This window comes from Ferruginibacter paludis (assembly GCF_030409685.1).
Lineage (GTDB): Bacteria > Bacteroidota > Bacteroidia > Chitinophagales > Chitinophagaceae > Ferruginibacter > Ferruginibacter paludis.
Genome location: NZ_JAUFQJ010000006.1, coordinates 435199 through 458859, shown reverse-complemented (window position 1 = coordinate 458859; position 23661 = coordinate 435199). Strand labels below are relative to the sequence as shown.

Annotated in this window: 22 protein-coding genes; 15 read left to right on the top strand and 7 right to left on the bottom strand. The window is 40.4% G+C overall.

Features of this window, described 5'->3' with window-relative positions; all coding sequences use genetic code 11:
• Positions 1-14 precede the first annotated feature (14 nt).
• Positions 15-905 (top strand): TraB/GumN family protein, encoded by an 891-nt coding sequence (locus QWZ08_RS12495; RefSeq protein WP_290337754.1) that lies wholly within the window; start codon positions 15-17, stop codon positions 903-905.
• A gap of 167 nt (positions 906-1072) precedes the next feature.
• Here QWZ08_RS12495 and QWZ08_RS12490 read toward each other — a convergent pair whose 3' ends face one another.
• Positions 1073-1489 (bottom strand): nucleoside-diphosphate kinase, encoded by a 417-nt coding sequence (locus QWZ08_RS12490; protein ID WP_290337753.1) that lies wholly within the window; start codon positions 1487-1489, stop codon positions 1073-1075.
• Between the two features lie 170 nt (positions 1490-1659).
• On the opposite strand from QWZ08_RS12490, the gene QWZ08_RS12485 reads away from it, so the two are divergent.
• Positions 1660-2679, top strand: coding sequence for a DHH family phosphoesterase (locus QWZ08_RS12485; RefSeq protein ID WP_290337752.1), 1020 nt, complete (start codon positions 1660-1662; stop codon positions 2677-2679).
• Between the two features lie 13 nt (positions 2680-2692).
• Complete coding sequence (locus QWZ08_RS12480) at positions 2693-3724, top strand: FKBP-type peptidyl-prolyl cis-trans isomerase (protein ID WP_290337751.1); 1032 nt, start codon at positions 2693-2695, stop codon at positions 3722-3724.
• A 415-nt stretch (positions 3725-4139) separates the two neighbouring features.
• Here the strand turns inward: QWZ08_RS12480 and QWZ08_RS12475 are convergent, their stop codons facing one another.
• Positions 4140-5147 carry a YCF48-related protein gene (locus tag QWZ08_RS12475; RefSeq protein ID WP_290337750.1) on the bottom strand — a complete coding sequence of 336 codons (1008 nt, stop codon included), beginning with the start codon at positions 5145-5147 and terminating at the stop codon, positions 4140-4142.
• 69 nt (positions 5148-5216) lie between these two features.
• Complete coding sequence (locus QWZ08_RS12470; RefSeq protein WP_290337749.1) at positions 5217-6410, bottom strand: TlpA family protein disulfide reductase; 1194 nt, start codon at positions 6408-6410, stop codon at positions 5217-5219.
• A gap of 242 nt (positions 6411-6652) precedes the next feature.
• Between QWZ08_RS12470 and QWZ08_RS12465 the strand changes: the two genes are divergently transcribed.
• Together QWZ08_RS12465 and hutH are read left to right on the top strand one after the other, a co-directional pair.
• A complete protein-coding gene (locus QWZ08_RS12465; RefSeq protein ID WP_290337748.1) occupies positions 6653-7381 on the top strand; it encodes a tRNA threonylcarbamoyladenosine dehydratase in 729 nt (242 codons plus the stop codon).
• Positions 7382-7581: 200 nt separating this feature from the next.
• The gene (hutH, locus tag QWZ08_RS12460; RefSeq protein ID WP_290337747.1) at positions 7582-9078 is read left to right on the top strand and encodes a histidine ammonia-lyase; all 1497 of its coding nucleotides are present in this window, start codon (positions 7582-7584) and stop codon (positions 9076-9078) included.
• An 8-nt stretch (positions 9079-9086) separates the two neighbouring features.
• Here the strand turns inward: hutH and QWZ08_RS12455 are convergent, their stop codons facing one another.
• A complete protein-coding gene (locus QWZ08_RS12455; RefSeq protein ID WP_290337746.1) occupies positions 9087-9551 on the bottom strand; it encodes a DinB family protein in 465 nt (154 codons plus the stop codon).
• A gap of 494 nt (positions 9552-10045) precedes the next feature.
• Here QWZ08_RS12455 and QWZ08_RS12450 point away from each other — a divergent pair, with 494 nt between their 5' ends.
• From QWZ08_RS12450 to QWZ08_RS12435, 4 genes are all read left to right on the top strand, one after another.
• Entirely contained in the window at positions 10046-10822 is a 777-nt protein-coding gene (locus QWZ08_RS12450) for a hypothetical protein (protein ID WP_290337745.1), read from the top strand.
• Positions 10823-11120: 298 nt separating this feature from the next.
• On the top strand, positions 11121-11375 hold the full coding sequence (locus QWZ08_RS12445) for a hypothetical protein (protein WP_290337744.1): 255 nt from the start codon (positions 11121-11123) through the stop codon (positions 11373-11375).
• An 89-nt stretch (positions 11376-11464) separates the two neighbouring features.
• A complete protein-coding gene (locus QWZ08_RS12440) occupies positions 11465-12448 on the top strand; it encodes a Gfo/Idh/MocA family protein (RefSeq protein ID WP_290337743.1) in 984 nt (327 codons plus the stop codon).
• Between the two features lie 77 nt (positions 12449-12525).
• On the top strand, positions 12526-15357 hold the full coding sequence (locus QWZ08_RS12435; protein WP_290337742.1) for a DPP IV N-terminal domain-containing protein: 2832 nt from the start codon (positions 12526-12528) through the stop codon (positions 15355-15357).
• Between the two features lie 5 nt (positions 15358-15362).
• On the opposite strand, the gene QWZ08_RS12430 is transcribed toward QWZ08_RS12435, so the two are convergent.
• The 3 genes from QWZ08_RS12430 to QWZ08_RS12420 form a co-directional block, all read right to left on the bottom strand.
• The gene (locus tag QWZ08_RS12430) at positions 15363-15719 is read right to left on the bottom strand and encodes a hypothetical protein (protein ID WP_290337741.1); all 357 of its coding nucleotides are present in this window, start codon (positions 15717-15719) and stop codon (positions 15363-15365) included.
• Positions 15720-15852: 133 nt separating this feature from the next.
• Entirely contained in the window at positions 15853-16146 is a 294-nt protein-coding gene (locus tag QWZ08_RS12425) for a hypothetical protein (protein WP_290337740.1), read from the bottom strand.
• Positions 16147-16187: 41 nt separating this feature from the next.
• Complete coding sequence (locus tag QWZ08_RS12420; RefSeq protein WP_290337739.1) at positions 16188-17537, bottom strand: DUF6600 domain-containing protein; 1350 nt, start codon at positions 17535-17537, stop codon at positions 16188-16190.
• 273 nt (positions 17538-17810) lie between these two features.
• Between QWZ08_RS12420 and QWZ08_RS12415 the strand changes: the two genes are divergently transcribed.
• From QWZ08_RS12415 to QWZ08_RS12390, 6 genes are all read left to right on the top strand, one after another.
• Complete coding sequence (locus QWZ08_RS12415; RefSeq protein WP_290337738.1) at positions 17811-18008, top strand: hypothetical protein; 198 nt, start codon at positions 17811-17813, stop codon at positions 18006-18008.
• Positions 18009-18694: 686 nt separating this feature from the next.
• Positions 18695-19297, top strand: coding sequence for a YciE/YciF ferroxidase family protein (locus QWZ08_RS12410; RefSeq protein WP_290337737.1), 603 nt, complete (start codon positions 18695-18697; stop codon positions 19295-19297).
• A gap of 99 nt (positions 19298-19396) precedes the next feature.
• Complete coding sequence (locus QWZ08_RS12405) at positions 19397-20524, top strand: AI-2E family transporter (protein ID WP_290337736.1); 1128 nt, start codon at positions 19397-19399, stop codon at positions 20522-20524.
• 76 nt (positions 20525-20600) lie between these two features.
• Entirely contained in the window at positions 20601-20963 is a 363-nt protein-coding gene (locus tag QWZ08_RS12400; RefSeq protein WP_290337735.1) for a BlaI/MecI/CopY family transcriptional regulator, read from the top strand.
• A 10-nt stretch (positions 20964-20973) separates the two neighbouring features.
• The gene (locus QWZ08_RS12395; RefSeq protein WP_290337734.1) at positions 20974-22581 is read left to right on the top strand and encodes a M56 family metallopeptidase; all 1608 of its coding nucleotides are present in this window, start codon (positions 20974-20976) and stop codon (positions 22579-22581) included.
• A gap of 598 nt (positions 22582-23179) precedes the next feature.
• Positions 23180-23614: a molybdenum cofactor biosynthesis protein MoaE gene (locus tag QWZ08_RS12390; protein WP_290337733.1), complete on the top strand. Its 435-nt coding sequence runs from the start codon at positions 23180-23182 to the stop codon at positions 23612-23614.
• The last annotated feature ends 47 nt before the right edge of the window (positions 23615-23661 follow it).

Sequence of the window (23661 nt, the reverse complement as noted above, 5' to 3'; positions counted from 1 at the left end):
TAAATTGGAAGTGCATGAAATATATACAAACGCTTTTACTGATAAGTGTATTTTATTCCTGCAATGCACAGCCTGCGCTGCCTAAGCTACTCATTAATAAAGACGATAACAGTTTGTTATGGCAGGTGAGTGGCAACGGGTTGCAGCAGCCATCTTATATTTTTGGTACTTTTCACCTGATGTGTAAAAATGATATCCATTTCAGCAACCAGTTAGCTACCGCCGTTAAACGGGCTGACAAAGTGTATATGGAAATGGATATGGACGATCCGGCTACAATACTCGGTGGCTTTACACTGATGACAATGAAAGATGGAAAAACGCTGGAGCAATTGTACAGCGATGCAGAGTATAAAAGAGTGAGGCAGTTTTTTTTAGATTCGCTTAAAACATCCTTGTCTTTTGTAGCAAGAATGAAACCTTTCTTCCTGGAAGCTTTGCTGTATCCTAAAATGATGCCCTGTAAAACAATTTCAGGTGTAGAGGAAGAACTGGTGAGACTGGCTAAAACCAACAAAAAGGAAATCAGGGGATTGGAAACAATGGAGTTCCAGGCTGCTGTTTTTGATAGTATCCCATACGAAGAGCAGGCAAAAGAATTATTAAAATCCATCGACAGCATGGAATCGAATAAAAAGTCTTTTGACACGATGATGCAGGTTTATAAAAACCAGCAATTAAATGAAATGGAAAACCTGTTTTCAAAAAGTGAATCGGGTATGGAAAATCACCAGGATCTTTTGTTAAACAACCGCAATAAAAACTGGGTAGCTCAATTAAAGAATATTATGAAAAAAAATCCTGTTTTTGTAGCTGTGGGAGCAGGGCATTTGGTTGGCGAAAAAGGACTGATCGCTTTATTGCGCAAAAAAGGCTACACGGTACAACCGCTGCAAAACCGTTAATGTCAGCAGATTCCAATGTAATAGTTGATACCAGCATTATTAATAGAAACTTGATATAAATAAATGCCTGCGTTTAAAGACGCAGGCATTTATTTTATATACCCTGTGAAGATAAGATTGCCAGAAAAATACTAACACAATTACACAAAGCTGATTGCCGGAAAAAATTAAAACTGTTCCAGCTTACTGAAAAAGAAGTCTCCTTCTACCAGGGCGTTTGCATCGCTGTCACTTCCGTGCACCGCATTTTCGCCAATGGAAGCGGCATACAATTTCCGGATGGTTCCTTCATCCGCCTGGGCAGGATTGGTTGCACCGATCAGTTTTCTGAAATCCTCTACTGCATTGTCTTTTTCCAATATGGCTGCAGCAATTGGGCCACTGCTCATAAATTCCACGAGTTCTCCATAAAAAGGTCTTTCCCTGTGTACTGAATAAAATTCGCCAGCTTTTTGGGCAGAAAGATGGAGCATCTTTAATGCTACAATCTTAAAGCCTGCGCCGTTTATCTGTGCTAAAATTGCCCCGGTATGGCCCTTCCTGGTTGCATCCGGTTTAATCATTGTAAATGTTCTGTTACCCATAGTTTCTTTTTGAGGCGCAAAGATAAAACGTTTTTGTGTCAGAGTAGAAAATTCATGTTAAAATAAACCAGTATTGCTGGCCAAAAAAGTTAGTAAAATGGTAAACCAGCTTATCCGCATAAAACAGAAAACGGAAAACTAAAAACTTTCAGTTACTTTTGCGCCGCTTTATGCAGTCACTCCAACAAATATTTCCTTTATTACTGCAGCCACGAAAGGTTGTAATAACTACTCATCAGAAACCGGATGGCGATGCTATGGGGTCTTCTTTGGGCTTATATCATTTTCTTTTGCAGTTTGGCCATGCTATTACGGTTATATCTCCTACCAACTGGGCCAGCTTTTTAAACTGGATGCCCGGCACAAAACTGGTGCTGGATTACGAAAGACAAACAGAAGAAGCAGACAGGGCAATTGATGCAGCAGACTGGATATTCTGTCTTGATTTTAATACCTTAAACCGCACGAAGCGGATGGAGGAAAAATTGGCTAATGCGGCTGCGCAAAGAATTCTGATAGATCACCACCAGGAACCGCAGGCGGATAAATTTGCTTATGGCGAAAGTGATACCAGCAAAAGCAGCACCTGCGAAATGGTGTTCGATTTTATTATGGCCAGCGGGCATGAAAATAAAATCAGTCCAGCGGTATCAGAATGCCTGTATGCCGGTGTAATGACAGACACGGGCTCATTTCGTTTTCCCGCAACCTCCGCCAATGTACATAGAATGGTGGCCACGCTGAAGGATAAAGGCTTAGATCACGGCCCTATACACGAGGCTTTATATGATAATTTCCTGGAAGCCCGTTTCCGTTTTTTAGGCAATGTGTTGCTGAACCGGATGGAAATCTTTTACGAATACAATACAGCGCTAATTGCTATCCCGCAGGCCGATTTAATTAAATACAATATTAAGACCGGCGATACAGAAGGATTGGTAAACTATCCGCTGAGTATACAGGGAATTAAATTAGCCGCTATCATCATCGATCGCGGCGAAGAACGCAAAAGTTCTTTCAGAAGCAAGGGTGGCTTTGACGTAAATACCTTTGCCCGTAAATATTTTAATGGCGGCGGTCACTTTAATGCAGCAGGCGGACAAAATAAAGAAACACTGGAAGAAGTAGTGGCTAAATTTATTACAGCCATGAAAGAAAATAAAGATCAATTAAGCAATTATCAATTTTAAACACAAAAAAAACATGAAGCAATTTTTTTATCTACTGGCAGTATCATCTGCACTGCTGGCCGGTTGTAACGGAGGCGGGTCTTTTAAAAAAGGCGAAAAAGGGATGGAGTACAAAATCGTCTCTGAGGGTACCGGCAACAAATTACAAAACGGAAACTTTTTTGAAATTCAATATGTGCAAACATATAAAGATGCCGGTGCTTCAAAAGATACTGTCCTGATGGATTCCAGAAAAACTGCCAATCCAATTCAAATAATGGATTCTGCAAGTATGCCGGGTAGTTATTACAAAATATTTAACCAGCTGAAAAAAGGGGATAGTGTTATTGTAAAACAATCTGTAGACAGTTTGATGTCAGGCGGTCAAAATTTTCCTCCGTTTATTAAAAAAGGTGGTAGCCTCATCGCTTACTATAAAATTGTAAGTATTTATACTACTAAGGAAGCAGCGGATAGTGCTAATAAATTGCAAATGGAAATGGCCAGAACTAAGGATTCATTAAATGCACTGGTACAGTTAAAAAAAGATGACAAAACATTGGCAGATTACCTGGCTTCCAAAAATATTAAGGCACAAAAATCACCCAAAGGTGTTTATGTAGAAATTTTGCAGGAAGGTACCGGCGAAAATGTAACAGATTCAGTTGGTGTTAAAATGAAGTATACTGGTAAAAGCCTGGAAGGTAAACCATTCGACAGCAATGTTGATTCCCAGTTTCACCATACAGAACTATTGTCGGTTTTGATGTCAGCTCCAAGGGTTATCCCTGGTTGGGTTGAAGGTTTAAAGATGCTTTCAAAAGGGACAAAAGCCCGTTTTTATATTCCTTCGTCACTAGGTTATGGTGAACAGGGCAGAGCTCCGCAAATTGCACCCAATGAGAACTTAGTTTTTGATGTGGAAGTGGTTGACGTTACCAGCCAGAAGCAGGCACAGGCCGAGGAAATGGCACAACAGCAGAAAGCTATGGAACAGCAAATGCAAATGCAACAAATGCAGCAAAAAATGAGGAGCCAGCAACAGCCGGCGCCCGCTAACAAATAACTAATCTTGTATTACAAAAAGCCGTTCCATTGGAGCGGCTTTTTTTGTGTAGGAAAGTTCTCAATTCTGTCAGGCATTGTTGTGTTTTTAGGATTAGAATACACTAGTAACATATCTTTCCAATGAAAATGTTTTCTTCACTGGCATCAATGTGCGTGGGTATTATTGTTTTTGCCTTTTATGTATCAGGTTCACACGGTCATATTCGCTTTAGACTTGGTATGGCAGAAGACTGGATATCTGGTGGTATAATACTATTGTGTTTTTCAATACCGGAAATTTTTATGGTTTCCTGGATGAAGTGAAGAAAGAAAAAATAAATTCCATAGTAAAGTTAAAGACATTTTTTGTTTACAAAACAGTCCGGCCCGGGGCCATTTTTACGTTAAATAAAATGGTGACCTATTAGTTGAATTTAGTTCGACAACTTGCCAATACGACCTCCGCTGCCAGCAAAAAATATGGCATTTCCTTTCTTTGCTTTACGGCATACATGAAAGCTTTCTTTGCTGATCAATTGCCAGTTGTTGCCTTCATCATTACTGACATCAACGCCTGTCAGCCCGCAACTAAGCCAGGTATTTTTATCAATGTATTCTACACAGCTTCGGTAACCATGTGGCGGTGTTGCTGGGGAAGTAAATGTTTTACCACCATCAGTTGTAATGCAGCAATTTTGTGTAGTATCTTCTTTGGCCATAAAATCGCCGCCTACAATTATAAACGTGTGGTTATTTTTTATGGCGATGGAATTGGCGCCGGTGCTTGTTTTACCCTGCATGATAGGCAGGTCAATTTTATTATCCCTGATGAACAGTCTGCTTTTTGTACCGCCTGAAATAAACACGGCTTCCTGTTTACTTAGCTTTCTTACATTGGTACCGCTACTGGCAAAAAATGCTTCACCACTATCCGTCACGGGGTAATTTTGTGGCGGCAATTCCTGCCATTTTTTTCCGCCGTCAAAAGTGCGGGCAATAAAAACTTTATTGTCAATGGGGTCGCCAATTACGATACCGCTTTGTTCATTCCAGAATTCCATGGCATCTAAAAACATGCCTTTTGTTTTATTTTCATATACCGTTTGCCAACTCTCGCCACCATCCGAAGTGCGTAAAATGTAGGCAGGCTCAGCAATGGCCATAATCACGGCTGTCTTCATATCAAACGCTTCAATATCCCTGAAGTCGGCTGTCTCAAAACCTTTTACCTGCATCATTTTCCAGGTTGTACCACCATCTGTTGATTTGCCGACTGTACCACTGCTACCGCTGATCCAAACAACTTTGTCGGACACTACGCTTAGTCCACGAATGGAGGCTGCTGTACCGCTGTTCAATAATTGAATCGTTTGAGCGTTCGCGTTAGTAAAGCCGTTCAGCAATGCCATGGCGTAAAAAAATATTTTTGTTTTGAAAGACATGGGAGGTTGTTTTATTTTCAAATGTAGCAAATCAGTGGAGTATTCATTGTGATAAAAGAACTAGCCGCCTTAGAGATTTTGCTGTATTACTTTTTCAAGTTCTTTGTCCTGACCTTGCACATACCCAACCTGGGAGAAAATTATGCTTCCATTCTTGTCAATCAAATACATGGTGGGTATACCCGCGACGTGGTAATCTTCCGATACGACTTTTCCTCCTAACAAAACCGTGTAGGTTACGCCACGTTTTGTTAGAAAGCCGGCTATGCCATCTTCTTTTTTGTCATAGATATCAATACCAATAACTTTTAGTCCTTTCTTTTCGTATTTTTTATGAAGGGTTTGTAATCCTGGTAGCGCCAGTATACAGGGGTAACAAGATTTGGTAAAAAAATCAATTAGTACAAGCTGTCCTTTAAAATCGTTTAGATTTGTTTTTTCGTCTTTTAATGAAAGTAATTTCCATTCCGGAGCGATTGCACCCCTGGTCAAAGGAACAGGGTTTTTGGAAGGAGTGTAATCTTTTAATGTATAGAAAGCCGGAAGTGATTTCACCGTCCAGATATTGTCATCCTTCAAGTTGTTTATTTCATATTTATTCAAAGTATTCCGTTCATATTGATGCATGGTATCATTATCCATTACGTTATCGTACGCTATGGAATATTGGATGGGAATAAAGTCAGATTTCTTAATCCAATAATGGTATTCTAGCAGGATGGTTTTCATCTTTTCGGAAGTCTCATCTTTGTGAGTATCATTTACCTGAATATGAAAGCAACTTTCATTATCTAAATTTTCTTCTCCTATTAGTTTGCAGATGTATCTTTTATCCATAAGATCAGTATCATGCAGAACAGTGGGGTATTTCTGATTTGTGAATGGTGAATAGAATTTGTAGCTGCGGCTTTGCGATTGAATTTTTTTAGCCCATAACGCTTTTGATACAATTGTTGCAGTGCTGTCCCAGGGCTGAACTATTATAAGATCGTCACCTGTGTAAAGTGAAATACCTCCATCTTCGTAACGAAAAGCAGCAAGATCAAAGTCATCATCTTTGAGCTTTTTAAAAAAGCACTTCGAAGTGCTTTTTGTTGTATCCTTTGCATCCATAAATTTAAAATACCTTGTCATTTCATAGTAGCCATTTTGAATGGTTTGGCATTTGTTATATGTCTGCTGCAAAATATCTTTTGCATTTTGAGCTGATAAATTATCGCAATTAAAAAGGAAGAGGATACAAAAGAATAGTTTTAATCTCATTACTTTCAGTTTATATAGTTCCGGTAATTCGGGTGTTATGTTAGTATTAAGCTAAAATCAAATGTATAGTATAATGGGAAACTCCTTGTCAGTATTTCCAATCAATAAAGTTAAAATGCGTTCGCATTTAAGACCGGCATCCCCAAGCCGAAAAAGTACAAGCGAGTGACACAACGATTTGCCACAAAGCTTCGTAGCCCGGACAATAATGGTAATATTGCAAACCAAAAATTAATAAACAGATGATACCATATTGGATGAGCCGCACACAGTTGCTGCTGGGTGATGATACTACGCAACAACTGATGCATAAAAATGTGCTGGTAGTAGGACTAGGTGGCGTAGGAGGTATTTGCGCTGAAATGATTGCCAGGAGCGGCGTTGGAAGGATGACCATCGTGGATGGCGATACGGTTGATCTGAGCAACGGCAACCGGCAGATTGCGGCCCTGCACAGTACAGCAACACAATTAAAGGCCAAAGTAATGGCCGCAAGGCTAAGAGACATCAACCCGGAGATTGAATTAACAGTGGTTGCTGAATTTATAAAGGAAGAAAGAACGGTGGAGATTATTGAAGCTGGCACGTATGATTATGTAGTAGATTGCATCGATACGTTGACCCCTAAAGTGTGGCTGATTAAAACCTGCGTTGACAGGAACATTCCGGTGGTAAGTTCACTGGGAGCGGGCGGTAAAATGGATCCTTCGCAGATACAGGTGGCGGATATTGCCGACAGCTATAAATGCAAACTAGCCCGCTACGTTAGAAAATATTTGCACAAAGAAGGAATAACCAAAGGTGTAACTGTGGTGTTTTCACCGGAGGAAATTGATGCTGGAAAAATTGTTGTTACTGAAAAGGCGTTTCCCAAAAAATCCATTATTGGTACCGTCAGTTATATGCCGGCATTGTTTGGTTGCCTGGCTGCGAGTGTTGTTATAAGGGCACTTTGTAACCGCAACGATTAGACATTGCCGAAGGTCAGTTTTGATAATTAATAATACAGCGGATGATTCTTTGTTGTATTTGTCTTTCCGGTACGTAAAAATGCAGATTGCAATGCCAGGACAATTGCTAATGCCGGTAAATCTATAGTTAATAAGTTTTGTTACTTTTGAAAAGATAAGCCTGTTTTATTTTACGGATATATCCAAAAAAGAAGCCCCGCATGAGTTATAATTATTTGCCACTTGACAAAAACCCGCTTAGCTTTCAGCAGGTGAAAAACCTGCTGGCTTTTGAGCAAAAAGTATCCATTACGTTTGATGCGCATAAGCGCATTACAGCCTGCAGGGAATACCTGGATAAAAAACTGGCTGAGGGCAATGAATTATTTTATGGTATCAATACCGGATTTGGCTATCTGCAAAATGTAAAAATCGACCATGCACAATTACAGGAGTTGCAGGTAAACCTGATTAAATCACACGCATGCGGTTTGGGCGAAGAAGTGCCTGCACCGATAGTCAGGTTTATGATCATGCTCAAAATAAAATCGTTGAGTTATGGCAATTCCGGCGTACAGATAGATACTGTGAAAAGGCTGACAGAGATGTACAACAATGATGTGTTACCGGTGATTTATACACAGGGGTCGCTGGGGGCTTCGGGGGATCTGGCGCCACTTAGTCACCTGAGCCTGGCACTGCTTGGTTTAGGTGAAGTGTATTGCAAAGGCAAGAAAATGCTGGCTGCTGAAGCATTACAGCAATTTGACTGGAAGCCGATACCCCTGCAAAGTAAAGAAGGGTTGGCGTTGATTAATGGTACGCAGTTTATGAGCGCCTACGGTATGCACAACCTGATACAATGCGACCGGTTATTGCAGTGGGCCAATATTATTGCGGCTATATCTTTTGATGCTTTTGATTGCACACTGGAACCATTGCACGAAAAAATACATTCCATTCGCAGCCACAGCGGCCAGGTGTCAACGGCTGCGGCTTTGCGCAGATTGCTTGCTGGTAGCCAAATTGCAACACAACAAAAAGAACAGGTGCAGGATCCATATTCTTTTCGCTGTATACCACAAGTGCATGGCGCAACAAAAGATACATTCGATTATGTGCTCGGCATTTTTATAAAGGAAATCAATTCTGTTACTGACAATCCCAATATTTTTCCGGATGATGATTTAATATTGAGCGGCGGAAATTTTCACGGGCAGCCGCTGGCACTGGCGCTGGATTTTTTAGCCATTGCAATGAGTGAGATAGCCAATATTTCGGAAAGAAGAACTTACCAGCTCATCAGCGGTCAGCATAAATTACCCATGTTCCTGGTAAAGCAGCCGGGCCTGCATTCTGGTTTTATGATACCTCAATATACGGCCGCGGGCATCGTAAGCGAGAACAAACAGTTGTGTACGCCTGCCAGCGTGGACTCTATAAGCAGCAGCAACAACCAGGAAGACCATGTGAGCATGGGTGCCAATGCAGCTACCAAATGTAAAAGGGTGGTTGACAATGTAGAAAAAGTGCTGGCCATTGAATTGCTTACTGCTGCACAGGCGCTTGAATTCCGGCGGCCATTAAAAAGCTCAGCTGCGATAGAAGCAATTGTGCATGCCTTTAGAAAGGAGGTTACCTTTAACGAAGCTGACCGTATTTTACAAACCGATATGATGAAGGCAATTGCATTTATAAGCAATGATCCGTCCTTGTAAGACCTGGTTCATTTTAACGACACCATTATTTGGCCTATATGGTAAATATCATGTTGCACAATACCATTCAGCAAGGTCCTGAAATTATATTCCCTTCCCGGCACTTTTTTATCTAATATTTCATCGGTGGTTTTATTTATTTTGTCCAGTAAATGTTGCTGGGTAAGTGTCAGTGACTGCATCCCGTTTCGCCATACAGATTCTGTGGGTTGTGGAAATGACGGAAAATTATTTTCTTCAAAATGTGCCGTAGTGGTCAGGGCATCCTTTTCAAAGCGGCTGATGGTAAACAACCGCCAGTTAATAATATGATATAGTAAAACAGTGTTGTTGTGATTGTTGTTTACTTTAACGGCCCAAGCATGTTTTGTTGCTACTTCATTTAAAATACTAGCCAGTGATCTGCCATACCATGGATCGCCATCATAGGTATCCGTCAATTGTTGTTTGATTAATTGAAGTTCTTTATTCATGTTGCTGTATTAAATTAATATTTTTGTGGTTGAATTATTGTTGAATATTTTGAGTGATTGCGAACTACATGTCATAAGTTGGCACAGGGCGCTTCATGATTGCTGCATCCTTAAATACATAATAATGTTTACCCATGGTAATAAGAAACTTGCCGGTTTAATTACAATATTTTAGAGAATAAGTTTAATAAATATTCATGATAGCAAAGAATGTTAAACAGCATTTTTTCGAAAGAGTAGAAAAACTTCTACGCCATTGCCGGCTATATATCTATAGGATGCTTGTTGGAAATGTTGCATTTTTACATAACAATCCAATAAGCTAAAACCTCGTTAAGTCTATATTCTGAGAATGCAAATATTTACTCCTTGTCTAAGAAAAACCTCCTGATGGGGGTTTTTTATTTGTCACTACTTGCTTTTTTTACTTAGTTGTAGTTTCTCTGAGTTCAAAGGCCATTGATCATTTGCAGAGCGAAGCATTAAATTGCAGCATGAAGAACAGGTTATTTGAGTTTGAAGACCAGGCATGGCTGCCCGCCTCCATACGGGAGGGTATGACGGATTACTTAAGGTTTATTTTGAATAGTGGCAATTTTTACGAACCAGTTAGTCCGCTTTTGTTACAATTGTTACAGCATACAAGGGCTCACAACATAATTGATCTGTGTTCAGGCGGCGGAGGTACCATTCAACAGATCCAAAAAAATTTAGAAGAGCAATATTCCCGGCAGGTAACATTTACATTAACGGATAAATTTCCCAATATACCCGCCTATGAATTTATACAACAACAAGCTGGCGGAAAAATCAATTACTGCTCTACCCCGGTAAATGCCGTAAGCGTTAATGCAGGCTTAAAAGGCGTGAGAACCATTTTTTCTGCTTTTCATCACTTTGACGAAGCTACCGCAACAGATGTAATTCAAGATGCTGTAAGGGCTCGTGAAGGCATAGCTGTTTTTGATGGCGGAGACAGGAATATGTTTTTTGTTATCGCCATTCTATTGCTGCACCCCGTTGCCTTCATGTTGTTTACTCCATTCTTCAGACCGTTTAAATGGAGCCGCATATTGTTTACCTATATCATTCCATTAATTCCATTTTGTACAGTTTGGGATGGCATAGTTTCGGTAACCAGGTTATATCAGCCCAAACAGTTATTGCAAATTGCACGTAGTATCTCCGATACTGGTTATACGTGGCAAGCCGGTAAAGTTAAAAATAAGTATGGCATGCAGATTACCTACCTGCTGGGTAGTCCTCTTTAAAAACCAGATAATTGTGCGCCTTAAATCAGCAGAGAGCATATATCATTATTTTAGTTGTTACAAAAACTTCGATGATATATTACAGGATTGATTACAAACCCTGACAAATAACCTGTCTATATTTACATTGAAATCATCCAATACCACTGAAACCCTGACCATAGGTCCGTACACTAAAAAACCGCCTGTGAAAAGCCTCCTGTTTGGGAGGTTTTTTGTTTGTATTCTTGTGAATATTGCTTCATAAAATTCCCATTTGTTGTGGAGCAAAATAAAGCGTACTTTGAAAATAAATTGTATGCCTGAATCCAAGACAAGACACCCGCACAAACATCCCGATCATCATCCAAAAACAGCGGAAACACAGCATAAGCATAAAAAAACAAGCCGTACTATTATTGCAACCGTTTTATTTTGTGGTTTGCTGGGGCTGGCCGTAAGTTTTTTTATGGCTGCTGACAGCGTTACGACGCTCGTAGCTGGCACCTTGCTAGGTTGTATAGCAGGTTATATTTTTGGCTACCAGGTTGATAAAAGCCTGTCAAAAAAATAATCAGCGTGTTTTAACAATATCACTGACTTAGCATCAGTTGCAGGATAAAACAGGAAGCAGAATGCTGCAATAAGGTATAGTTTTTTGTTATGAAAAAAATAAAATGGGGCATTATCGGTTGCGGGGATGTTACCGAAAAAAAAAGCGGGCCTGCCTTTAATAAAGTGAGCAATTCCATGCTGGTTGCGGTTATGCGACGCAATGCAGACAAAGCAAAGGATTATGCCCAGCGCCACAATGTACCAAAATGGTACACCAACGGGGACGACCTGATTAATGATCCGGAAGTGAATGCAGTGTACATTGCCACGCCGCCTTCTTCGCACGAAATGTATTGCATAGCTGCCATCAACGCCGGCAAACCAGTGTATGTCGAAAAGCCGATGAGCAACAATACTGCTGAAGCCTGGAAAATGGCAAACCTGGCCGCCCAAAAAAACGTTCCATTAGCAGTGGCGCATTACCGCCGGCAACAGCCTTTTTTCAAAAAAATAAAACAACTGATAGAAGATGAAATTATTGGAGCGGTACATTTTGTGCAGTTGCAATATTGTAAAAAAGCATTGACGGCAACGGAATTAATGGACAAAAGAATTGCCTGGCGTGTTGATCCATCCGTGGCAGGCGGCGGTTTGTTTCATGATCTTGCGCCGCACCAGCTGGACCTGATGCATTATTTTTTTGGTGAAGCTGCAACCGTTCATGGAGTGGCCACCAATAATGCAGGATTGTATGCAGCAGATGATACAGTTGCGGGAAATATCCTTTTTAAAAATGGAGTTGTATTTAATGGAATATGGAGTTTTGGCATAGCTGCGGCTGCAGAAAGAGACTGGTGCGAAATTACCGGTTCAAGAGGTACAATAGGATTTTCCGTTTTTGATGGCCGTACCATTACAATTACTATAAATGATGAAACCGAACAAATTACCTTTGATGCATTACAACATGTACAGCAACCCATGATTGCAGCCGTGGTGGAATATTTTTCAGGCGGCACTGAAAACCCTTGCAGTGCACAAGACGGAGCTTTGATAATGCAATGGATGGAAGCCATGACCCGGAATTCATAAAAGTTACAGACTCATTATGTAAAAGCCAATAACTTACAGTTAGCAAATCCGGGAAACTTAATACTTAACTTTATTGCATGACTTGTAGAAAATTATTACTGCCTATTTTATGTTTTATTTCTTTTTATACTTCAGCGCAAAACTTTGGCGGTAACCCGGCTGCGTTAAAATGGCAGCAGGTAAATACAGCTTTCTCCCGGGTTATTTTCCCGAAGGGATTGGACAGCCAGGCAAACAGGATCAGTAATATTGTGCGGCTGCTGGATAGCACCACAACGTCTACCATCGGAAATAGACATCGTAAGTGGAACATTGTTTTGCTTAACCAGACAACCATCCCAAATGCCTACGTAAGGCTGGCACCCGTTATCAGCGAATTAAATTTGTTACCAGGTCAGGATAATTTTAGCAATGGCAGTGTGAGGTGGGATGATAACCTGATCATTCATGAAGACCGGCACATGCAGCAGCTGGCCAATTTTAATAATGGGCTTACCAAAGCATTTTCTTTTTTCCTGGGACAGGAAGGACAGTTATTTGCTAACGGAATAACCATCCCGGATTATTTTTTTGAAGGTGATGCGGTTTGGCAGGAAACGCTGGTAAGTGCGCAGGGCAGGGGCCGGATGCCCTTTTTTTACAATGGCCTGCGCTCGCTGCAATTGAGCAATAAAAACTACAGTTGGATGAAATTGCGCAGTGGTTCGCTGGTTGATTACACCCCCGATCATTATGAATTGGGTTACCAGCTGGTAGCATACGGGTATGAAAAATATGGTGCTGATTTTTGGCGAAAGGTTACGGATGATGCCGTTCGTTTTAAAGGATTGTTTTACCCTTTTAATAAAGCCATCGAAAGGTATTCAGGAAGAAATTATAGCCAGTTCAGGCAGGATGCGCTGGACTATTTTAAAATCCAGACAACGCCGAAATTAAAAGCGGAGCCAGAGCTCAGCTATCTCACCCCTGTTAAAAAAAATACGGTGGCAGATTACCAGTTCCCCGTGTCTATTAATAACGACAGTATTCTTGTAACAAAAAGATCGTACAAAGAAATTAATGCCTTTTACCTGATTGCACATGGCAGAGAACAAAAAATCAGTGTTAAAAAGATAGTGATTGATGACTACTTCTCTTACAATAACGGTCGTGTTGTTTATGCCAGTTATCAAACTGATCCGCGTTGGGGTAACAGGAATTACAGCAATATAGAACTGCTGAATATTTATACCAAAGAAAAAAGACGACTTACCTTTAAATCAAAATATTTTTCTCCGGTAATAAACAAAGAAGGTACAGAAATCCTTGCTGTAAATGTTGAAGTAAATGGAGGAAACAATTTGCACCGCATAGATGGTCATTCAGGTAAACTGGTTCACATAATACCAAATCCGCATAATTATTTTTTTACACAAAGCAGTTACATTGATAACAACGCTGCAATTTCAGCCGTAAGAAATCCGGCAGGTGAAATGGCGCTTGTGCAGGTGAATTTAACAACCGGGGAAACAGCAACTGTTACGCCTTTTTCTTTTAACGTAGTGGGGTTTCCTTTTGTAAAGAACGATACAGTTTATTATAGTGCGATGGACAATCAGTCACCGGCCGATAAAATCTTTGCGGTTTCTTTAAAAGATAAAAAAATATACCGGCTTACTGCTAACGTAAACGGCGTGTATCAACCGGCTGTTAGTCCAAACGGCAATTTGATATTTTCTGCTTTTACTGTGAACGGCTACAGGCTGTCGTCGCTTGCGGCTGGTGAAATAAAATGGCAGCTGGAAGATAATTCAGCCATCACCCCGGTAAAAGAAATCGGTACGGCCTATTCATTGAAAGGACAAGGCGCAGGTGCTTTATACCAGGCAAGCAACGAAAAAAATCCTGTAAGCAAATACCGTAAATCGTTTCACTTATTCAACTTCCATAGTTGGCGGCCTTTTGTGAGTGATCCTGAATATGGGTACAGTTTTTACAGTGATAATATTTTAAGCAGTTTTACAAACACACTTACCTATACATACAATCGCAACGACCGGAGTCATACGCTTGGTTTCGACGCTATTTATGCAGGATGGTTTCCATATCTGGATCTGGGAACGTCGGCCAGTTTTGACCGGCAGGTTGATACTGCATTGGGCAAAACAGTACATTTTAACAGCGCTAAAATAAATGCAGGGTTTTATATTCCGCTTAGTTTTACGGGCGGTACAACATCCAAATATCTGAACTTTGGCGCCAGCTATAATGTTGAACAATTGTATTACCGGGGCATTGGAAAAAATATATTGGCGAATGCCGGTGTTAACTATGCCAGTGCATTCTTGTCCTTTAGCAACGTTTCGCAGCAGGCATTGCAGCAAATCAATCCACGGTGGGCACAGTCGGTCTCACTAAGTTACCGGGATGCGTTCAATTACCGCAATAGCCACAAACTGGTTGCTTCGGCATCGCTTTATTTACCCGGTCTTTCAACCAATCATAGCCTGGTGATAGCCGGTGCATTTCAAAAGAGAGATACTTTGAATGATTTGTTCAGCAATAATTTTCCTTATTCACGAGGGTATGATGCTTTGAGTCAGCCTACAATGTATAAGGCCGGTATCAATTACCACTTTCCATTGTTTTATCCTGATTGGGGCTTCGGCAACATGGTGTTTTTTCAACGCATACGAATGAATGTTTTTTATGACCATACAAGTGTAAGTGCAAAAGCAGATGACGGATCAACGGGTTATCTTAAAAATCGTAGCACAGGAGCAGAATTATATTTCGATACCAAGTTGTGGAATGCTTTGCCAGCCATATTTGAAATCCGTTTTTCACATTTGCTTGATCCTAATTACAGAAATCCAACTGTAAAAAATCGTTGGGAAATTGTGATACCTATAAGTCTGATACCAAATTAAAATACCTACCGGTTCATCACTTCCATCTCATCCAAATCGTAGGTGCCCGTTGTGAGCGTACAATTAAAAGCCGAACAATAACTAAACAATTCATTGACTGGGATGGTATTTATTTTGAATTTTTTTACGGCAATTTTGTCTGTTTTTAAATCGCTGTCTTCTTCACGGGTTTTATCGGCAGCATATACAGTTATTACCGTTTCCTTTCCTAAAAATAGCCTGATGGCAAAAGCTTCAAACCTGTCGCGGTTGTAATCAAGAATATGTTGCTGGCAAAAGTCATCCAGGGTTTGATCATTGGCTAAGGTCACAGAAATGGCTCCTGTCATATCTCCGTGTTCAAAATTAATTGGTTGTTGCATGTTGTAAATTTTACTAATGGTTAAATATCAGGTAAAGACTAAATAATATGCCAGAAAAGTATTCGACTTTACATACAAAAACGGGCGCAGCCATTACACTGCACCCTTGCTGATCTATAACCCTTACTAAAAATTATCTGTGCCAATATCCGCGGCGCCATTGCCAGCCGTTGTTGTAGTGTTGCCAGCTACCGGCTTGCCAGCGGCGGCCACCTCTTGGTGCAGCCCAGTAGCCTGGTTGATGAATATATCTTCCGCGGCTCCATATCCAATCTCCTTCTATCCACACATAACCCGGTCCCGGTGCAAACGGACGTTGATAATAAGGAGCAATGGGCCTTTCTGCGACCACCACCCTCGATCCGCTGCAGGAAGCGAACAGCAATGAACCAATGATTGCGAAGGCGACTAAAATTGTATTTTTCATGGTGGTAAATTTTTATGATAGATAATTGTTGATTTGAAAATTTATTCTCTTCCACGGCCTCTACCCTGTGACTGCGGCCGCTGGTTATGCTCCTGTTCTACCCTTTGCCGGCCTTCATTATAACCACCATTGGACGGCCGTTCCATTCTTTGTTGTGGTTGCTGTGGCATTGGTTGTTGTTGCCTGCGTTCCATATTCCGTTGCGGAAATTGTTGCGGGGCTGGCATAGGCTGCGGGATATTTTGCTGCTGCGGCCTTCCGGCATTGTTATTTCCACGGCCGGGAAAACCATTGTTTTCTCTGCCACGGTTATCAGGGAAATTATTTTGCGGTCTTGCTGGAAAATTGTCATTGCGGTTGTTACCAGGGTTACTGATCACCGGCGTATTATTTTGCGGTTGCCCGTTATTATTGTCTCTTCCATGATTGTAGTTGCCGTTGTTACCATTCCGGTTATCAGGAAAACTGTTTTGCGGCCTCGCGGGAAAATTGTCGTTCCTGTTGTTACCGGGATTATTGATTACGGGCGCATTGTTTTGCGGTTGCCGGTTGTCGTTTTCTCTTCCGCGATTATAATTGCCGTTATTTTCATTTCTGTTATCTGGCCTTGTGGGGAAATTATTATTCCGTCCATTGCCCTGTGGCTGATTATTGTTGTTTCTATCCCTGTTATAGTCACGGCCATTGTTAAAAACATTACCCCTTCCTCTTTCATTATCATTTCTGGTAACCACCATTCGTTCCCTGTAATTAACATGCCTCTCTTCAATACGGTTATTGGTAAATCTTTCTACTTCCCTTCTTTCCGGACCGCGGTTAAATCTGCCCTCACGGCCATTGTAAAAATTGTTGATCACAACGGCATTTCTAAAATAATTATTCCGCGGTTCAACGCAATACCGGTAAAAGTCTGGTCTTCCCATATATTGCCTTGGTAAAAAATTCCACCTGTTATAAGGAATGGAGCCAAAGGATATACTTACGTTAAGACCATAACCCAATGGCGCCCATCCATAATAACCGTCGTATTCACTCCAGCTCACCCATGCACTTGCCCACTCATATCCCGGAATCCACATCCAGCCATATTCGGGGTCATATTCCCATCTGCCATAGTGGAACGGCGCCCATCCCCATTCAAAATCAGAAACCCATGACCATCCGTAGTTGGTATATTCCCAGTGACCGTCAGTTGCATAAGGCCGGAAAGCAGGATCTTCATAAATCCAAACCTGGCCAAAGCGTGGATTAAAAGTCCATCTGCCGTAAGGACTGAGATCTTGCTGAAATACAGAAAAATTCACTTCAACTGATTGTGCTTTTAATTGGCCAGACGGTACGATGCCAATAAGGACAATAAATAACAGGAGTAAAATTCGATTGCTTTTCATGGTTGACTATTTAACTGAATGAATTTCAAATTGCCTACCTGTGACTGGAAAAGAGCCATTAAGTTTGTTAAGGGTTTGATAATAAATACACTGTACATCTACATCCCGGATTTCGATCAATTTTTAAAAGGTTGGACGATTAATCCGATTAAAGGTTTATGCCAGGGTATACCCAGTCCTTATATTATATCCACAGTTGCAAAAGTTTCTGTGGACAATTTTTGACGAAAAGTATTTGCCAAATGGATATTTTTAAACTGCTAAAACTGCAATATGAAATTTCAATCTGGTCAAACGGTTACTGTGTTGGACACGGAATATAAGCCTGCAGGCAGTGCAGTAGTGTGCAACTACCAGGAGAATTCCAATAAATACGAGGTTGACTTTATCTACCCGGGTCACGACAAAGCAGACAAGATTTCCGTACCCGAAGAACGGTTGATTTTACCGGGAGATATACTTCACCGTTAAACGAGATTCCTTCTTCATGATTTTGAAAAAGTAATGTTAGTATCGCCATGCCATCTAAAAATGCAGAAGGTATGAGTATACAATTCTGTTGCTTTTTAACATGCAGACCCGTTGTAAATATCAGGGTGGTTATTCTGGAGTTGAGGCTAACAGTCTTGCCCATCCAGGCGTTAATTATGGTATATAAGCCGCGGCTGCGTTACTATACGGCGAAAAAAAAGGGGATAATTTCGTAAACAAAAGCTGTCTAAAATTATACACATGTTGTAGCGTTTATTGCAACGCCTTTAAGTCCTTATAAACATACCTGGGCAACAATAAAATACCCCTTATTTGCCCCCGCTGATTTGCATTATTTTCATAATTTATTTTAGACCCGGATAACATCAAACCCATTTAAATTGTTAACTACAAAAACCTGTAAGCTACAACCAGAATGGCTTGTGGAGTTGCGGGGCTGCCTTGAAGGATAGAGTGGCCGGATGTTAGAATACTGATAATTTATTCATTGACATCCTCCGATTTTTACATCTTTTCTCCTGCAAAATCCTGAAAAAAAAGCTTGTTGGCTTATGAAAGGCAAAACGTTTTTTTGTAAAAGCGCCGTCTTAGAACACCCATTTAAAGTGGCATGGTTATTTTGTAAATTAAGTTTTATAAACAGATAAAATTTTAAACTTTTTATTATGGCAACAAAAGCAACAACTACCAGCAAAAGCCAGTCAAACGGCAATGGCAATGCGATGAAGGAATCTCCTTCGAAAAAGATGACACCCAACCAGCAATCTATGGGAAGCGATTCCAGGTTGCAGGAATTTTTTCATGATGAAATAAAAGACATTTACTGGGCAGAAAAGCACCTTGTAAAGACATTGCCAAAAATGCATAAGGCAGCCAGCTCACCTGAACTGAAGAATGCCATTGCAGAGCACCTGGATGTTACCCGTGGTCACGTTGAAAGATTGGAAGAAGTATTTTCACTGCTGGGCAAAAAACCCCAGGCAAAAAAATGTGAAGCAATGGAAGGTATTACTAAAGAGGGCGAAAGTATTATTGAAGATACTGAAGCCGGAACAGCAACCAGGGACGTTGGTATTATTATGGCGGCCCAAAAAGTGGAGCATTATGAAATTGCCACATACGGCGGACTTGCACAGTTAGCAAAAACACTTGGCAAGGATGAAGTGGCTGGTATTTTACAGTCTACGCTGGATGAGGAAAAAGAAGCGGATGAAAATTTGTCAAAACTGGCAGAAAGCCGGGTGAACGAATCCGCCGCTGCTGAATAGTGAAATCCATAGCTTGCATACCTGCACGGCCATTTGTTAATAAATGGCCGTGTATTATTTAAACCCGGCAACCGGCCCATCAACTATCATACAAATACCATGATTAAAAAGTATCCTTTCTACCTGAAAAGTACGGTAGTCCTTTTTGGATTGATCTTATTTGTCTTTATGCTTTTTAACCTAAAGGCAATATTGGTACCACTGGCTTTCTCCATTTTACTTGGCGTGTTGTTGAATCCGCTCGTAAACCGACTTCAGTTATGGGGACTAAATAAGATATGGGCTATATCCTTATCGCTGCTGATTGCTTTTATTTTTATATCGGGTATCGTATATTTTATAATGACAGAACTAAATAGTTTCGGCGCCCAGTTGCCGGTTATAAAAACTAAATTCTGGCAACTTACTGCTACGTTTCAGCATTATGTAAGCACGCAACTTCATGTGCCAATTGCCAAACAGCAACAATATATCGCCGAAGCTGAAAATGGCATCAAACCCATCATTGCCGCCACTTTGGGAACTGTGATGGGAACACTGGGGATGGTATTTTTACTGCCTGTTTACACCTATCTTTTCTTGTATTATAAAATTCTTATCCTCAATTTTCTGTATGAAATATTTTCAGAAAACAATTCAAAAGAGGTAAGCCTGGTGCTGAAACAAACCAAGGGTGCGATTCAAAACTATATGTTTGGATTGATACTGGAAGCGCTGATAGTAGCAACTTTAAATTCGACAGCTTTGCTGTTGCTGGGGGTAGATTACGCTATCCTGATTGGATTGCTTGGCGCCATTTTAAATATTCTTCCATTTATAGGTGGTATTATCGCAGTGTTGCTTCCGCTCTTTATTGCCACCATTACGAAAGATGGTTATCATACGCAAATTGGTATTACATTGGCTTACCTCGTAATTCAATTTATAGATAATCATTTCCTGGTGCCTTTTATTGTTTCTTCCAAAGTAAAAATAAATGCACTTATTTCTCTCGTCATCGTTTTATTAGGTAATGCGGTATGGGGCATCCCGGGGATGTTTTTATCCATTCCTTTTATAGGTATTCTCAAAATTATATTTGACCGTCTTCCTGAGTTAAAGCCCTGGGGTAAATTATTGGGAGATGAAATACCAACCCGTCATAAAGGGCAGGTATGGAACCTGCGCAAAAAACGTAACACTGCAATAAACAGTGAAACTGAAAGCCCTGTGAAATCTGCATCCTGAAAATTATTTTTGAGAAAAAGGAAAAAATTTTTTGGCTGTTACGAAATATTCGTAGATTTACGAAAAGATCGTAACAATGGCAGATAAACTCACACTACAGGAAGAACAGGCCATGAAGGCCATCTGGCAAACAGGGGAGGGCAATGTAAAAATGTTTCTTGAAAAAATGGAACCGCCCATTCCTCCCTACACTACACTGGCGTCTACAGTAAAAAATCTTGAAAAGAAAAAATACGTTACAGGCAGGCTCATGGGCAACCTGTACGTATACAAACCGCTGATAACAGAAGCTGACTATACCAAAGGTTTTATGAGTGGTTTTGTAAAAGACTATTTCGATAACTCCTACAAGGAGCTGGTAAACTTTTTTGTCGATCAAAAAAAATTATCGCCTAATGAGCTGAAAGAAATTATCACCCTGATTGAATCTAAAAAGTAAAACACTATTTATGCAATCATTGCTTTTATACCTGTTTAAATTATCTATTAGCCTTGCCGTAGTATATTCATTTTATTTGCTGGTGTTGCGGCGTACTACTTTTTACAACTGCAACCGGTGGTACCTGCTGGCGTACACAGCCTGCTGTTTTTATATTCCTTTTATTGATGTCAGTTCCATGCAGGTATGGCATTCACTGAAAAACAGTGAAATAGTTACGACCATACCATATTTTAATTTTAATGCGGTTAGTAATAAGCCGGCAGTTGCATCAAGCTGGGCAGAAACATGGTTACCGGCGATCGTTCAGATAATATTATTGCTTGGTGCCCTGTTACTGCTGCTGCGTCTTTTGATACAATATGTTTCTTTTATAAGGTTAAAAAGAAAAGCCATTCTTATAAATGACGAACGCGTAAAAATTTATAGCGTTGCAAAAAATATCATTCCGTTTTCAATTGGCAACGCCATTTTTATACAGCATGATTTGCAGGATAGCGATGGTTTAAAAGAAATCATCCGTCACGAATTTGTGCACGTACAGCAAAAGCACACAATAGATATCCTGTTTATAGAAATATTGTGTGTAGTAAACTGGTATAATCCATTTGCCTGGCTAATAAGGCATGCAGTTCGGCAAAACCTGGAATTTATTGCCGACAATAAAATAGTCCAAACAGGTTTTGATAAAAAACAATACCAGTACCTGTTGTTAAAAGTTATGGGTTCAGCCCAGTTTAGTTTCGCCCAGCAATTCAATTTTTCCTCACTTAAAAAACGCATCATCATGATGAACAAAATTAAAACGGCCAGGATACAACTGGCAAGATTTCTGTTTGTGCTGCCGGTTGCAGCAATGCTGTTACTTGCATTCAGGCAACACCATACAGAGCCGGAAGCAATTGCACTAAAGCCGCAACAAACGCGTCTTAGTGTTGACACTGTGCCTGCCAGCGGCGGCATCACTCCTGCAAATGTCCGGTCGGTAAATGTTCAAAATCACAGGGCTACCGTAACTTTAAAAAACGGCAAGGTGGAAGAGTACGATTTAAATAACGCAAATGCAAAATCTACTTTTACAAAAAAGTACGGTGAACTTCCTGCGCCACCTCCTCCACCCGCAGCGCCAGATGCACCAGAACCAGCCATAGCCCCGGTAGCACCTATAGCACCAGTTCCTTCGGTTGTTCCTGTTGCACCAGCTCCTGAAATTGCTCCAGTCGCACCATTGCCTCCACCACCGCCACCACCACCTCCACATCCTGCTCATGGAAAAGAGACTGTTAAGACGCCAGGCAATGTACCATCTCCGGCAGTCGACAAGGTTGTTGATAGTAAAATATCAGAAAGCGCTGCTGCCGGGCAAACAGAAGCAGCTAAGAATCATATTGTAAATGTGACGATGCAAGAGGATAAAGCATCACAAGGTGATAGTGCACCAGGAAAAGCTCTTTATGTAATTGATGGAAAGGACGTAACAAATGATGTATTTAATTTGTTGGACAAAGATTTAATTATGAGTATAAATGTTTTAAAAGGTAATCATGCGACAAAGCAATACGGTGAAAAAGGAAAAAATGGAGTGATTGAAATAACCACAAAAAAGATAAATAACTAAGATGATATTTTTATTTATAAGAGGAATGGTGAAAGCTGTTCCTCTTTTTTGTTTTAACGAGTCTGTCAAGTGCCGGTTATTAAGCTTAGTGTAGTAATTGTACTATTCTTCACTCGTAAAATCGCTATTCAATAAAAAGTTTAAATACTAAAAAAAAGAAATAACCCTACGCAAAAAAATGCGAACTCTTGCTATTGTATACTTTAACAAATCGTTGCATCTTTGTTATAGAAGTTGATTGATATTAGTTTATCAATCTTATCCCAATATCCAGATTAAACCAAAAAGTATTCAATATCCTTTACTAAAAAACCAAATCCAATATCAGTCAACTTCTAATTTTTCTCTTACCGTAAATATATAGGCGCCCCTTTTATAAACCTCGTTGTTTCGTTCAATTAAGTGTAATCCCCAAAGAAGGCCTTTTCCAGGGCCTTTTTATTGTGCCCGGTACTTCAATTCTAAGTGTTGAGATGCGTGTTTCGTACGCTGGAATGTTTTAAATCAACTCTGCTATTAATTATTGCCTGATACATTTGAAAAAAATGTACATTGGTACAATAATTTCAACTGGTGATTCAGTCATAATCATAAACATATGTCAGCTAAAAATATCTTCCTACAGGGAGCCATCTCTCCTGCATTTATTGCAGAGAGTATTCAGAAGCACAGTACTAAAACAGGAATTGGAGCACATAATATTTTTTTAGGCCAGGTGAGAAAAGATGTACTGGCAGGGCAGGAAGTTGCTGCTATTGAATACAGCAGCTATGAACCCATGGCTGCAATACAAATGGAAGAAATAAGGGAAGCGATTTTTGCGAAATATGCGTTGACCTGTATGCATGTTTATCATAGCCTTGGTGTAGTACAAGCCGGGGAGATTTGCCTCTTTGTATTTACTTCATCCAAACACAGAAAGACAGCTTTTGACGCCTGCGAAGAAACGGTGGAAAGAATAAAAAAGGAATTGCCCGTGTGGGGAAAAGAAATTTTTGCAGGTGGCGATTATCAGTGGAAAGAGAACACATAAATAGCTTTCGCAAGGGGGTGAAGACACCCGCTTGAATCGCTCAGTCT